The organism is Streptomyces sp. NBC_01497, from assembly GCF_036250695.1.
GTDB lineage: Bacteria > Actinomycetota > Actinomycetes > Streptomycetales > Streptomycetaceae > Streptomyces.
Genome location: NZ_CP109427.1, coordinates 4,281,490 through 4,294,483, shown reverse-complemented (window position 1 = coordinate 4,294,483; position 12,994 = coordinate 4,281,490). Strand labels below are relative to the sequence as shown.

The following is a 12,994-nucleotide window of genomic DNA, read 5'->3' as shown; positions in this document are numbered from 1 at the left end:
CACCGGGCTGCGCGGGCTGCGTGGGAGGTTCGGCGCCTAAGTTACGCTGCCCGGTGGCACCCCGGCAGTGCTTTCGTGTGACGATCGTAGGCCCGCGTTGACGGATCGAATGCCAGGACGGTGGTAGTGTGCGCGCTTCGCTCATCCAGATCGCGGTAGATCCGCACGAATCGGTCGATTCCCGTAGGGCACGAGTGGCCTCCCTGGTGCGGGAACAGCGTGGCGCGGACCTGGTGGTCCTTCCGGAACTCTGGCCGATGGGCGCATTTGCATACGAATCTTTTGCCGATGAGGCAGAAGCCGTCGACGGTCCCACGTTCCGGGCCCTCGCGCCCGCCGCGCGCGACGCGGGGGTGTTCCTGCACGCGGGCTCGGTCGTCGAACGGGTCCCGGACGCGAACGGTGCCGCTCCGGGCGGCGCTTCGGCCGGCGAGACCCTGTACAACACGTCGCTCGTCATCTCGCCCGAGGGCGCGCTCATCCGGACGTACCGGAAGATCCACCGCTTCGGCTTCGACAAGGGCGAGGCGACCCTGATGGGCGCGGGCTCGGAGGTCACGACCGTGGCCGCGGCGGGCGCGGTGCTGGGTCTGGCGACCTGTTACGACCTGCGGTTCCCCGAGTTGTTCCGCGGCCTCGTGGACGCGGGCGCCGACGTCCTCGTCGTCCCGGCCGGCTGGCCCGCGCGGCGGGGCGCGCACTGGACGCTGCTGGCGCGGGCCCGCGCCGTCGAGAACCAGTCGTACGTGCTGGCCTGCGGGACGGCGGGCACCCACGCGGGCGTCGAACAGGCAGGGCACAGCATCGTCGTGGACCCGTGGGGCGAGGTGCTCGCGGAGGCCGGGACCGACGAGGAGGTCCTGACCGTGGACCTCGACATCACGAAGGTGGGCCGGACGCGGGAGCAGTTCCCCGCCCTCAAGGACCGGCGGCTCGGGCTCGCCGCACCGGACGACATCGTCTGACGTCGCGCCCGGCCCGGACGGAACGGGCCCGGACCCCGGCGGAACGTGCCCGGGCCCGGGCGCCACGGGACGGGTCCGGGCACGCGGATCGTTCTCGGGCGCCCGGGCCGGGCGGTGACGGCCGGACCTTTCGTGCCCCTGCCCGGGCCGTTCCCTTCGACACCTGGTCAGGGTGGCCACAACGGTGAGGACGGGCCGGACGGTCAGTACCGTCAGGCGCGGCGGAAGACCGCCTCGATCGTCACGGCGGTGAGCGGCTTCAGCATGCCCATCGGGCTCCAGACGATCCCGAACTCCCGGTGCTCGACCACCGTCTTGACGGACAGCCGTACCGCGTCCACCCCGGAATCCGCTCCGGACCCCGTGCCCGGCTCGGGCGCGACCGCGGCCGTCACCGGCACCACCCGGGTGGCGCCCTTGACCGTGATCTCCGCGCTCAGCGCGACACCGTCACCCGTCAGGTCGCCGCCGGTCCCGCTCACGCTCACCACGATCCGCGGGTGCTTCTCGACGTCGAAGAAGTCCGCCGAGCGCAGGTGCGTGTCGCGCTTCGCGTTCGCGGTGTCGATGGACGCGGCCCCGATCGTCAGCCGGCCGCTGATGCCGCCGTCGGCCGTGAGGGTGCCCTCGCCCGACACGTCGCTGAACGTCCCGTCGGCGGTGACCAGGCCCCATATCGACTTGGCTGTGATGCGCACGCTGCTGGACGCGGGGTCCAGGGCCCACGCACCGGCGCCCGAGCCGTCGGCGAGGAGCTCGCGGACGGCTTCCGCCTGCGGCGTCGGGGGTGTCTGAGGTGCCTGGGTCATGGCGGGCTCTCCTTGGGCGGGACGGTCGCATTAGTTCGGTGAGCATAACTGTTTGGTGCTCCAAACAAAAAGGTTCATTAGTATCGGGAACGTGAAGGTCAACCGCTCGCAGTCCGCGCCCCCGGAGAAGACTGCCCCGGACACCGCCGAGGCGGCGGAAGCCGGGTGTTCCGCGCACGAGGGCATGCGAAGGCTGATCCAGCTGCTGCCCCGCATCACCCGCGGTCTGCGCCGCCGGCCCGCCGGGCCGATCGTCCTCGACAACGTGCCGCTGGGCCCGACGCACGGCTCCGCGCTCGCGCTGATCCAGGAGAACCGGGGCGTCACGGTCGGCGCCCTGGCCACCGCCCTGGACCTGGGCATGGCCACGGTGAGCGGCCTCGTCGCCGACCTGGAGCGCGTCGGCTTCGCCGAGCGTTCGCCGGACCCCGCCGACCGGCGCCGCACGCTCGTCCGGATCGTGCCGGGCAGCGAATCGCTGGTGGAGGTGTGGCTGGAGGGAGCCACCGCTCCGATCATGCGGGCGCTCCAGCAGCTGCGGGCCGACGAGCGCACCACGTTCGTGAAGGCCATGGGCCTGCTGGAGCAGGAACTGAACACCCCGGGCTGACGCACGCCCGCACCCGCCCCGGCCGGGGAGAGTCCGGGCGGCCGGCGTGATGCGACATACGTCACCTTCGGTGCCGGTCCGCGCCGGAATGCACGGCGCCCCGCCACTGCTGCACTTCTCGGGGGCCGGTAGCGCCGGCCCCTGTTTCCGTGCGCGCGGGCAAGGGTGCCCGGCCGGGGTCCGCCCACGGCGCACGCGCGCCCCACGGCACCGACCTGTTCACCCCTCTTCGGAAGGTTCTCCTTCGCCATGCCCTTGGCTCTGCTGGCCCTGGCTGTCGTCGCGTTCGGCATCGGCACGACCGAGTTCGTCACGATGGGGCTGCTGCCCCAGATCGCTGACGGCGTCGGCGTGTCCGTCCCGCACGCCGGCAACCTCGTCTCCGCCTACGCGCTCGGCGTCGTCGTCGGCGCGCCGCTGCTGACCGGCCTCGGCGCCCGCATTCCCCACAAGAGGCTGCTGCTCCTCCTGTCCGCCCTCTTCATCGTCGGCAACACCGCGTCCGCGCTCGCACCGAACTACGGGATGCTCTTCGCCGCGCGCGTCCTCGCCGGGCTGCCGCACGGCGCGCTGTTCGGCGTCGGTGCCGTCGTCGCCTCCCGGCTCGTCGCACCGGAGCGTGCGGCACGCGCCGTCTCGACCATGTTCCTCGGGCTCACCATCGCCAACATCGTCGGCGTTCCCGCGGGTACCGCCCTCGGCCAGCAACTGGGCTGGCGGTACGCGTACTTCGCCGTGGCCGTGATCGGCATCATCGCGTGCGGCGCGCTCGCGCTGCTCGTCCCGCACCAGCCGCGCGGGCAGCAGTCCGGCATCAAGCACGAACTGCGCGCCATGGGCAACCGGCAGGTGGGGATCGGCCTGCTCACGGCGGTCGTGGGTTTCGGCGGGTTCTTCGCCGTCTACAGCTACCTCGTGCCGATGCTGACGCACCTGACGGGCCTCTCCGACTCGTCGACCACGCTGGTCCTCGCGCTGTACGGGGTCGGCATGACCCTCGGCACCCTGGTGGCGGGCCCGCTGACCGACCGGGCGCTGCGCCCGACCCTGTACGCGGGACTCATCCTGCTCGCCGGATCGCTGGTCACGTTCTACTTCGCGGTCCACAGCACGGTCCCGGCACTCGTGAACATCGCGTTCATCGGTGCCGTGGGCTCGCTGATCACCACACCCGTACAGATGCTGCTCATGGCCAAGGCGGACAAGGCCCCGACCATGGCGGCGGCCTCGAACCACTCGGCGTTCAACCTGGCCAACGCGGGCGGCGCCTGGCTCGGCGGCCTGGTGATCTCGGCGGGCTGGGGCTGGGCGTCGCCCGCGCTGGTCGGCGCGGTCCTGGCGCTGGCCGGCCTCGGCCTCGCGGTGACCGGCGGGGTGATGGACCGGGGCAGCCGCCGCTCCGAGGTGGTCGCCTCGTCCGTGCCGGGCGGAGAGCCCGTCGAGGCGCGTTCCGCCGCTCCGGTACGAGAGGAACCGACGACCGCGCCGTAGCGCGGGCCGGTCCGGCGCCGGGCGGTCCGCCACCCGCTCCGGATCCGCCGTCAGGACCTGACCCACCGCTCGGGCCCGGTCCACCGCTCGGACCGGACGCACGGGCCGCGCCGGTTCGCGCGGGCCCGGCCCGGTGCGGCGAGCCGTGGCCCGCCGGGCTCGCGCGGCGGCCCGTCCCGCCGGCCCCGGGCCGCCCCTTCAGCGCTCCTCGCGCTCCTTCTCCGCCATGCGGATCACACAGACGGCGACCGCCAGCAGCAGAGCATGGTCCGCGTCCTCACGCACCACGTTCACGCCGTACGTCTCGCGTACCGACAACCACCGCCGGGAGACCTCCGCGAGCAGCTCACCGTCGTACTCGACGGCGAACTCGCGGTCGAGGATCTTGCCGCTCACGTCCAGCTCCGTGCCCTCGACCAGGGAGACCCGGTAGTGGTTGCGCAGCAGGGACAGGCGCTTCCTGCGGATCGTCGCCAGCGCCTCTCCGTCGCGCTCGATCGTCATCGCGTCCCGGATGCTGAACATCTTCTCCCGGAGCGTGATCAGCGCCCGGCCCGACGCGTCCTTGATCTCCAACGTGTCCCGCAGGCGCAACGCCTTCCCGTCGACGAGGAACGCCTTCCGCCCGTGCTCGTCCTCGATCCAGTAGTCGTCGCCGATGCCGAAGATCCGGTCCCTTACCTGATATTTCATGCGGCTATCGCTACCCTGCCGCGGGCCCGCTCTCCCTCACGAGCGCCACCGCGTCGTCCAACTGCCCCAGTTCGGCGGCGGACATCGTCGGATTCGCCCACCGGCGGCCCCGGGCCCACGCCAGGGTTTCACGTGAAACAGGCGCGTGGACCAACAGCTCCGCCAGGACCGCCCGCACGGCCTCCCGGGGCACCGGGACGTCCCCGACGGCCACCTGCGCCAGGATCAGCGCCGACATCGCCCGGTCGCGCCCCGGTTCGCCCTCGTCGCTCGTCGACCAGTCGATGACGACCGGGCCGTCCGCTGTGAGGATCACGTTCTCCGGATGCAGGTCCAGGTGGAGAATCCGTCCGCCGCCCAGCCGGGAGGGCACCTCGTGCAGCCGCCGGAGCAGCCGGGCCAGCATCGCGCCCGCCGTGACGGCGCTCGTCTCCCCCGCGATCAGCGACGCCGCGAGGGTCGGACCGGCCAGTCGCCGCATCACCAGGTCCGAGGGCCTGACCGGGCCACCGGCACCCGGTGGCCACAGTTCCGGCACCGGGTAGCCCCTGTCGCGCAGGTACGCCATCACAGCGGCCTCGCACCTGGCGTCCTGCCCGTCGCGGTAGCGGCGCAGCACCCAGCCGCCGCCCGCGCCTCCACCCGTGTCGTCGCCCGGTTCCGCAGCCGCGACCGTGGCGCGACCCGTGTCGTCGGATGCGCGGGCGTACGCGTAGACGTCCGCGTCCCGCCCCGATCCGAGCAGCTGTCCCGGTGTCTCCGGCGTCCCGGACCCCTCAGGGCCGGCCGCCGTCCCGTTCTCCCCTGTCCCCATGAATGGGCAACGTAGGGCACGGAAGCCTCCATGGCACCCTTGACATCATGAACAACCCGACTTCCGCGCCCGTGCCCCGCCGGGCCCGAATCCGCGCCCCCGAGCTCATCGGCAAGGGCGGCTGGCTGAACACGGGCGGCGTCTCGTACACCCTCGCCGACCTGCGGGGCCGCATCGTGGTGCTCGACTTCTGGACGTTCTGCTGCGTGAACTGCCTGCACGCCATGGACGCCATGCGGGAGTTGGAGGAGACGCACCAGGACACCGTCGTGATCGTCGGCGTCCACTCGCCCAAGTTCGCGCACGAGGCCGAGCACGAGGCCGTGGTCGACGCCGTCGAGCGGTACGAGGTGCGCCACCCCGTACTGGACGACCCCGAACTCGCGACGTGGAAGCAGTACGCGGTGCACGCGTGGCCCACCCTCGTCGTGATCGACCCGGAGGGCTACATCGTCGCCCAGCACGCGGGCGAGGGGCACACGCACGCCATCGAGCGGCTCGTCGAGGAGCTGGAGGCCGAGCACGAGGCCAAGGGCACGCTGCGCCGCGGCGACGGGCCGTACGTGGAGCCGGAACCGGTCGCCACCGACCTGCGCTTCCCCGGCAAGGCCGTGATCCTGCCGGAGAGCGGCACGTTCCTCGTCTCCGACACCACCCGCCACCAGCTGGTGGAACTGGCCGCCGACGGCGAGAGCGTGCTGCGGCGCGTGGGCAGCGGCGAGCGCGGCTTCGGCCCGGACTCCTTCTGCGAGCCGCAGGGCCTGGCGCTGCTGCCCGACGGCACGGTCGCCGTCGCGGACACCGTGAACCACGCGCTGCGCTCGTTCGACCCGAGGACGGGCGCGATCGCGACGCTCGCCGGCACCGGCAAGCAGTGGTGGTGGCACGAGTCCCCCACCTCGGGCCCGGCGACCGAGGTGCCGCTCTCCTCACCCTGGGACATCGCCTGGTGGCAGGACCGGCTGTGGATCGCCATGGCCGGGGTGCACCAGCTGTGGACGTACGACCCGGCCGCCGGCACGGTGGAGGCCGTCGCCGGGACGAACGGCGAGGGCCTGGTCGACGGCCCCGCAGCGGAGGCGCTGTTCGCGCAGCCGTCCGGGCTGGCCGTGGCCGGGGACCGGCTGTGGGTCGCGGACTCCGAGAACAGCGCGCTGCGGTACGTGGAGCGCGCCGAGGACGGCTCCTACACGGTCGGCACGGCGGTCGGTCTCGGCCTCTTCGACTTCGGCCACCGCGACGGCCCGGCCGCTCAGGCGCTGCTCCAGCATCCGCTGGGCGTCACCGCGCTGCCGGACGGCTCGCTCGCGCTGGCCGACACCTACAACCACGCGCTGCGCCGCTACGACCCGGTGAGCGGTGAGGTCAGCACGCTCGCCACGGACCTGCGGGAGCCCTCGGACGCGGTGCTCGCCGGGGACGACATCGTGGTGGTGGAGTCGGGCCGGCACCGGCTGACCAGGCTGCGCCTGCCCGAGGAAGCGGTACGGGTCGAGGCCGTCGCGCACCGTACGCAGCGCGCGGCGACGGATGTGGCACCCGGCACCGTCCGGCTCGACGTGGTGTTCACGGCGCCGAACGGCCAGAAACTGGACATCCGTTACGGGCCCTCGACGCGGCTGCTGGTGTCGTCCACCCCGCCGGAACTGCTGGCGAAGGGCGAGGGCGCGGGCACCGATCTGGCCCGCGACCTGGTGCTCGCCGACGGGATCACGGAGGGCGTGCTGCACGTGTCCGCGATGGCCGCGTCCTGCGACGACGACCCGGACATCGAGTACCCGGCCTGCCATGTCCACCAGCAGGACTGGGGCGTCCCGGTCCGTGTCACCCCGGACGGCACCGGCCGTCTGGGCCTGGTGCTCGCCGGGATGGACACCGGCGCCGACGCCGGCTGACCGCCCCGGCCCGCCGCTCGGGCGGGCCGAAGGGCCGGAGCCGGACGCGGAGTCAGAGGATCGGGCCGTGGTGGTGGTCGCGCTCCACCACGGTCTCCTCCATGATGGCTCCCCGCCTGCGGCGGGCGATGCTGGTGAAGGTCGCGATGCCGATGATGCCGACAGCCATCAGGATGATCCCGACCAGGTCGAGGTTCACGCCCTTCATGTGCCAGTCGGTCGCGAACGTGAGGATCGCGCCGACCGCGATGAGTGCGATGCATCCGCCGATGCCCATGAGTACCGCCTCCTGGTGAGCGTGGTGGCCTTCCGGGCCTTGACACCGGGTACCCAGGCGGCGAACAAGCATGCGGACAGCGGCATCTGCGGCCGCGTCAGCCCCAGCCGCGACGGTGTGCGGTGGGGGCCGGGGCGGCCCAGCGGCGACGCAGGACAGGCGGGGCGGTCCGTAACGGGCGGGGCGGAGACGGGCGGACGCCGACAGCGAGGCTGTGGTGACGGCGGCGGGGCGGTGACGGACGGGCGCCGACAGCGAGGCGCTGGTGGTGACGGCCGGGCGGTGACGGGCCCTCAGCCCTCCAGGAACGCGGTCAGCGCGTTGGCCAGGTGGAACGGGTCGTCCGCGCCGCACAGTTCACGGGCGCTGTGCATCGACAGGATCGCCACGCCGATGTCCACCGTGGTGATGCCGTGCCGGGCTGCCGTGATCGGGCCGATCGTCGTCCCGCACGGCATCGCGTTGTTGGAGACGAAGGTCTGCCACGGCACGCCCGCGCGCTCGCACACGTCCACGAAGACCCCGCGGCCCACGCCGTCCGTCGCGTACCGCATGTTCACGTTGACCTTGAGGATGGGGCCGCCGTTGGCGCGCGGCTGGTGCGTCGGGTCGTGCCGCTCCGCGTAGTTGGGGTGCACCGCGTGGCCCGTGTCCGAGGACAGGCAGAACGTGCCGGCGAAGGCGCGCGAGCGGTCCTCGAAGGTGCCGCCGCGGGCCAGTACCGACCGCTCAAGGACCGTGCCGAGCAGCGGCCCGTCCGCGCCGGTGTCCGACTGCGAGCCGTTCTCCTCGTGGTCGAAGGCCGCGAGCACCGGGATGTACGGGAGGTCCGCGCCGGTGGTCGTCACGGCGGACGCGAGCGCCGCGGTCGCCGCGTGCACGGACAGCAGGTTGTCCATCCGGGGCCCGGCGACCAGTTCACGGTCGCGGCCCAGGTAGGCGGGCGGCTCCACGGGGTGCGGCATCAGGTCCCAGCCGGTGATGTCCGACGCGTCGACGTCGACCTCGTCCGCGACGAACCGGATCAGGTCGCCCTCCTGCGCGTCGCCGAGGCCCCAGATGGGCTGCATGTGGCGCTGCCGGTCCAGCTTGAGGCCGTCCGTGTTGACGGACCGGTCGAGGTGCACGGCGAGTTGCGGGACGCGCAGCAGCGGACGGTCGACGGTGACGAGGCGGGTGCTGCCGTCGCGCAGCGTGATCCGGCCGGACAGGCCGAGGTCGCGGTCGAGCCAGGTGTTGAGCAGCGTGCCGCCGTAGACCTCCACGGCGACCTGGCGCCAGCCGTACGCGCCGGAGTCCGGGAGCGGCTTGATCCGCAGGTTCGGGGAGTCGGTGTGGGCGCCGACGATCCGGAACGGCGTATGGCGGGACGCCCCCTCCGGCACGTACCAGGCCACGATCGCGCCGCCGCGGAGCACGTATCTGCCACCGGTGGAGCCGTCCCACGCGTCGGTCTCGGCGACCTGGCGGAAGCCGGCCTTCTCCAGCCGCGCCGCGGCGTTCGCCACCGCGTGGTACGGGGACGGCGAGGCGCTGAGGAAGGCCATGAGGTCGTCGGTGTGGCCCCGGTCGAACCGGGGTCCCGGGCGGTCGGCGGAAGTGCTCATGTGGTTCACCATAACGACGCGTGAGAGCCGGACCGCCGCCCTCACGCCTTCATTTGTCCGCGCTGCAGCTTCCGGAGGGGGTGACGAACCCGTCAAACCCCGGCGATCAGTAGGAAGGTTGCATATTCCTATGAGTCTCATCGGGTGAGTCGGCGACGTGGCGAACACCACGCCACGGGCCGGCCGGGCGAGAGTGAGCACGCCCGGCCCCCGTCGCACTCCGCAGTCCGTCCGGCAGCCCTCCGACCGGAGCGCGGCCCGTCGCGGCAGCCCTCCGATCGGAGACCCCCGCATGAACCGACTCACCGCGTGCCTGTCCGCCGTCGCCCTGGCGGCGACCGCGTCCCTGCTGGGCCCGGCCCCGGCCGCACAGGCCGCGCGGGCCCCGCAGGTCACGACCCAGCGGGTCACCGCGAACGACCTCGGCCCCGGCCGCGCCTGGCTGCGGTTGCGGGACGATCCGACGACGACCAGGCATCCGGGCGTCGAGGAGATCGCGGCGCTGGCCGCACCCGACCGCTTCGACGGCAGCCTCCACCTGAAGGCCGGACCCGGACAGCAGTCGCAGGCGGCGCACTACTTCACCACCCCGGTCGCGCTGAGAACCCTGCTGGCGTCCGGGATCTCGTACGACTCGTACGTCGACGGGGCGCACACGACGGCCGTCCGCACGGGCGCCGGCCTCCAGCTGCCGATGCTCTGCCACGGCGCCTTCACCACGCTGAGTTTCCAGCCGCAGCTCGCGACGGACGGCCGGGGCCGCGGCGGTGTCGTCCCGGACGTGTGGCAGCACTGGGAGTCCGGCCCCGACGGCATCTGGCGCACGTCGCGCGCGATCCCCGGCCACGAAGCGGGCCAGGACGCACCGCTCGGCGAGTTCGCCGACGCGTGCGGCAGCGACACGAGCGGGGTGGTCGGTCTCATCGGGAACGCCGGCGGCCCCGGCGAATCCGCCGGCACGCTCGACACGTACGTCGACAACCTGACCCTCGAAGGCATCACGTACGACTTCGCCGTCGACGGCACCACGAGCGCGGACGTCACCCTGCACCACGCGCCGAACACCCCGGCCGGGCACCGCATCAGCGGCCTGGCCACCTTCCGCACGCCGGCGGTGGGCCCCCGCTTCCGGGGCGTGGGCGCGCGGTTCGTGCTGGACGACAGCGCCGGCCTCGACCCGGGGGACGTGCGCGTGAGCGTGGACGGAACGGCGCTGAGCGTCACCCGCCTCCCCGGCGGGTCGCTGGTGGCCGCGACGCCGGCCGCCCTGGGCCACGAGCTGCGCCCTGGCGCGGCACTGGCGGTGCCGTTCACGATCACCCTGCCCCGGGGCGTGGGCGGCCCGCCGGCGACCAGCACCGCCGGGCCCGCCACCCTCCGGCGGGGCGCCGGCGCCTCCGGCGACGTCCGCCACCACGGGGACGGCGGTAGCGGTGGCGCCGAGGGCCGTTCGCTGAGCGTCTCCGCCGAACTCCTCGCCGACGGATTCGGGCCGCTGCGGAACACGGGCGTGCACGGCAGCGCGACGATCGACTTCTGAGACGTCCGTGACGTCCGTGACGTCGTCCGTGACGTCCGTGGCATCCATGACGTCGAAGACGGACGCGGCGTCGAAGACATCCGAGACGTCAATGACCGCCCATGAACGCGAGAGGGTGCCCCCGTGCGGGGGCACCCTCTCGCGTTCGTCGCAGCGGCCGGCCTGGCCGGTCCCCGGGACCTGCCCGCGGACCGGCGAGGTCAGAACGCCGACTCGTCCAGCTCCATCAGCGAGAGGTCCACGTTCTCCGCGAGCGTCCGCTCCATGCCGACGCCCGGCAGGACGTTCGCCGCGAAGAACTTCGCCGCCGCGATCTTGCCCTGGTAGAACGGCACGTCCTTCGCGGACGCCGTCTGCAGCTTCTCGGCGGCCACGGCGGCGCCGCGCAGCAGCAGGTAGCCGACGATCACGTCGCCGGAGGCCAGCAGCAGCCGCGTGGTGTTCAGCCCGACCTTGTAGATGCTCTTCACGTCCTCGCCGGTGGCGGTGAGGTCGGTGAGCATCGCGGAGACGATCGCCTCCAGGTCGCCTGCGGCCTTGGCGAGCGCCTCACGCGCGGGCGCCAGGTCCGTACCACCGGTGGACACCGCGAGGAACTGCTTGATCTCCTCGGAGAGCGTGTTCAGCGCGACACCCTGGTCCCGGACGATCTTCCGGAAGAAGAAGTCCTGGCCCTGGATCGCGGTGGTGCCCTCGTAGAGGGTGTCGATCTTCGCGTCCCGGATGTACTGCTCGACCGGGTACTCCTGGAGGTAGCCGGAGCCGCCGAACGTCTGGAGCGACTGCGCCAGCTGCTCGTAGGACCTCTCCGACCCGTAGCCCTTGACGATCGGGAGCAGCAGGTCGTTGAGGCCGTGCAGTGCGGACGTGTCCTCCTCCGCGGCCTCCTTGGCGGTGATCTCGTCCTGCACGGCGGCCGTGTAGAGGACGAGCGCGCGCATGCCCTCCGCGTACGCCTTCTGCGTCATCAGCGAGCGGCGCACGTCGGGGTGGTGGGTGATGGTGACCTTGGGGGCCGCCTTGTTCGTGAACTGCGCGAGGTCGGGGCCCTGCACCCGCTCCTTCGCGTACTCCAGCGCGTTGAGGTAGCCGGTGGAGAGGGTGGCGATGGCCTTCGTGCCGACCATCATGCGGGCGAACTCGATGACGCGGAACATCTGCCGGATGCCCTCGTGCTTGTCGCCGACCAGCCAGCCCGTGGCGGGCACGTCGCCGCCGAAGGTCATCTCGCAGGTGTTGGAGGCCTTGAGGCCCATCTTGTGCTCGACGTTGGTCGCCCGGACGCCGTTGCGCTCGCCGAGCTCGCCGCTCTCCTGGTCGAAGTGGTACTTCGGCACGAGGAAGAGGGACAGGCCCTTGGTGCCGGGGCCCGCACCCTCGGGACGGGCGAGCACGTAGTGGAGGATGTTGTCGGAGAGGTCGTGCTCACCGGACGTGATGAACCGCTTCACGCCCTCGATGTGCCAGGACCCGTCCTCCTGCTGGACCGCCTTCGTACGGCCCGCGCCGACGTCGGAGCCCGCGTCGGGCTCGGTCAGCACCATCGTCGAGCCCCACTGCTTCTCGACGGCGAGCGCCGCGATCTTCTTCTGCTCCTCGGTGCCCTCCTCGAAGAGGACGCCGGCGAAGGCGGGACCCGACGAGTACATCCACACAGCCGGGTTCGCGCCGAGCACCAGCTCCGCGTACGCCCAGATGAGGGAGCGCGGGGCGGTGGTGCCGCCGATCTCCTCGGGCAGGCCGAGCCGCCAGTACTCGGAGTCCATGAACGCCGCGTACGACTTCTTGAAGGTCTCGGGGAGCGGCGCGGTGCCCGTCCCGGGGTCGAAGACCGGCGGAGTGCGGTCCGCGTCGGCGAAGGACGCGGCGAGCTCCTGCTCGGAGAGGCGGGTCACCTCGGAGAGGATGCTCTTCGCGGTCTCCACGTCCATCTCGGCGAAGGGACCGCTGCCGTACAGCTTCTCCCGGCCGAGCACCTCGAAGAGGTTGAACTCGATGTCGCGGAGGTTCGACTTGTAGTGCCCCATGGCCACGGCTCCGTAAAGGCTCACGAGGAGGCCCGGAGGGGGGTCGGCTCCTCAGACATGTATCAGGTTCGGCGATATCCGGCGTTCAGCGTTGTGCAGTGCCTTCGATGATGCTACCCGTCGGTAATAAGGGCAACCCCGGCCAGGGATGTGTGACGCGGCTCCCCCTCGCGCGCCGACGCCACCGCGTACGGGGCGCACCCCTGGAGGCGCACCCGCGAGGCCCGCCGGAACCGGCGCCGCCCCGCGGCCCACGGGCCCGCGAT

At 72.4% G+C, this 12,994-nt stretch carries 11 protein-coding genes; 5 read left to right on the top strand and 6 right to left on the bottom strand.

The features are described from left to right. Positions 1-128: 128 nt before the first annotated feature. A complete protein-coding gene (locus tag OG310_RS18355; protein ID WP_329456958.1) occupies positions 129-965 on the top strand; it encodes a carbon-nitrogen family hydrolase in 837 nt (278 codons plus the stop codon). A gap of 212 nt (positions 966-1,177) precedes the next feature. Here OG310_RS18355 and OG310_RS18350 read toward each other — a convergent pair whose 3' ends face one another. Next, positions 1,178-1,774, bottom strand: a complete 597-nt coding sequence (locus OG310_RS18350; protein WP_329456957.1) for a YceI family protein — start codon at positions 1,772-1,774, stop codon at positions 1,178-1,180. 91 nt (positions 1,775-1,865) lie between these two features. Here OG310_RS18350 and OG310_RS18345 point away from each other — a divergent pair, with 91 nt between their 5' ends. Both OG310_RS18345 and OG310_RS18340 read left to right on the top strand, forming a co-directional pair. Further along, positions 1,866-2,384 (top strand): MarR family winged helix-turn-helix transcriptional regulator, encoded by a 519-nt coding sequence (locus tag OG310_RS18345; RefSeq protein WP_329456956.1) that lies wholly within the window; start codon positions 1,866-1,868, stop codon positions 2,382-2,384. A gap of 249 nt (positions 2,385-2,633) precedes the next feature. After that, positions 2,634-3,875 (top strand): MFS transporter, encoded by a 1,242-nt coding sequence (locus OG310_RS18340; protein WP_329456955.1) that lies wholly within the window; start codon positions 2,634-2,636, stop codon positions 3,873-3,875. A gap of 198 nt (positions 3,876-4,073) precedes the next feature. On the opposite strand, the gene OG310_RS18335 is transcribed toward OG310_RS18340, so the two are convergent. Both OG310_RS18335 and OG310_RS18330 read right to left on the bottom strand, forming a co-directional pair. After that, a complete protein-coding gene (locus OG310_RS18335; protein WP_329456954.1) occupies positions 4,074-4,568 on the bottom strand; it encodes an LURP-one-related/scramblase family protein in 495 nt (164 codons plus the stop codon). Positions 4,569-4,578: 10 nt separating this feature from the next. After that, a complete protein-coding gene (locus OG310_RS18330; RefSeq protein ID WP_329456953.1) occupies positions 4,579-5,382 on the bottom strand; it encodes a phosphotransferase in 804 nt (267 codons plus the stop codon). Between the two features lie 47 nt (positions 5,383-5,429). On the opposite strand from OG310_RS18330, the gene OG310_RS18325 reads away from it, so the two are divergent. Beyond that, positions 5,430-7,277: an NHL domain-containing thioredoxin family protein gene (locus OG310_RS18325; RefSeq protein WP_329456952.1), complete on the top strand. Its 1,848-nt coding sequence runs from the start codon at positions 5,430-5,432 to the stop codon at positions 7,275-7,277. Between the two features lie 52 nt (positions 7,278-7,329). On the opposite strand, the gene OG310_RS18320 is transcribed toward OG310_RS18325, so the two are convergent. Together OG310_RS18320 and OG310_RS18315 are read right to left on the bottom strand one after the other, a co-directional pair. Further along, a complete protein-coding gene (locus OG310_RS18320; RefSeq protein ID WP_329456951.1) occupies positions 7,330-7,554 on the bottom strand; it encodes a DUF6458 family protein in 225 nt (74 codons plus the stop codon). A 293-nt stretch (positions 7,555-7,847) separates the two neighbouring features. Next, positions 7,848-9,161 (bottom strand): M18 family aminopeptidase, encoded by a 1,314-nt coding sequence (locus tag OG310_RS18315; RefSeq protein WP_329456950.1) that lies wholly within the window; start codon positions 9,159-9,161, stop codon positions 7,848-7,850. Positions 9,162-9,453: 292 nt separating this feature from the next. Between OG310_RS18315 and OG310_RS18310 the strand changes: the two genes are divergently transcribed. Next, on the top strand, positions 9,454-10,701 hold the full coding sequence (locus tag OG310_RS18310) for a hypothetical protein (RefSeq protein ID WP_329456949.1): 1,248 nt from the start codon (positions 9,454-9,456) through the stop codon (positions 10,699-10,701). 200 nt (positions 10,702-10,901) lie between these two features. Here the strand turns inward: OG310_RS18310 and OG310_RS18305 are convergent, their stop codons facing one another. Further along, complete coding sequence (locus tag OG310_RS18305; RefSeq protein WP_329456948.1) at positions 10,902-12,728, bottom strand: acyl-CoA dehydrogenase; 1,827 nt, start codon at positions 12,726-12,728, stop codon at positions 10,902-10,904. Between the last annotated feature and the right edge of the window lie 266 nt (positions 12,729-12,994).

Bases quoted from the DNA above. Each gene is read 5' to 3' on its own strand.
- OG310_RS18350 (WP_329456957.1), bottom strand. From the start codon at position 1,774: ATGACCCAGGCACCTCAGACACCCCCGACGCCGCAGGCGGAAGCCGTC.
- OG310_RS18340 (WP_329456955.1), top strand. From the start codon at position 2,634: ATGCCCTTGGCTCTGCTGGCCCTGGCTGTCGTCGCGTTCGGCATCGGC.
- OG310_RS18335 (WP_329456954.1), bottom strand. From the start codon at position 4,568: ATGAAATATCAGGTAAGGGACCGGATCTTCGGCATCGGCGACGACTAC.
- OG310_RS18330 (WP_329456953.1), bottom strand. From the start codon at position 5,382: ATGGGGACAGGGGAGAACGGGACGGCGGCCGGCCCTGAGGGGTCCGGG.
- OG310_RS18325 (WP_329456952.1), top strand. From the start codon at position 5,430: ATGAACAACCCGACTTCCGCGCCCGTGCCCCGCCGGGCCCGAATCCGC.
- OG310_RS18320 (WP_329456951.1), bottom strand. From the start codon at position 7,554: ATGGGCATCGGCGGATGCATCGCACTCATCGCGGTCGGCGCGATCCTC.
- OG310_RS18315 (WP_329456950.1), bottom strand. From the start codon at position 9,161: ATGAGCACTTCCGCCGACCGCCCGGGACCCCGGTTCGACCGGGGCCAC.
- OG310_RS18310 (WP_329456949.1), top strand. From the start codon at position 9,454: ATGAACCGACTCACCGCGTGCCTGTCCGCCGTCGCCCTGGCGGCGACC.
- OG310_RS18305 (WP_329456948.1), bottom strand. From the start codon at position 12,728: ATGGGGCACTACAAGTCGAACCTCCGCGACATCGAGTTCAACCTCTTC.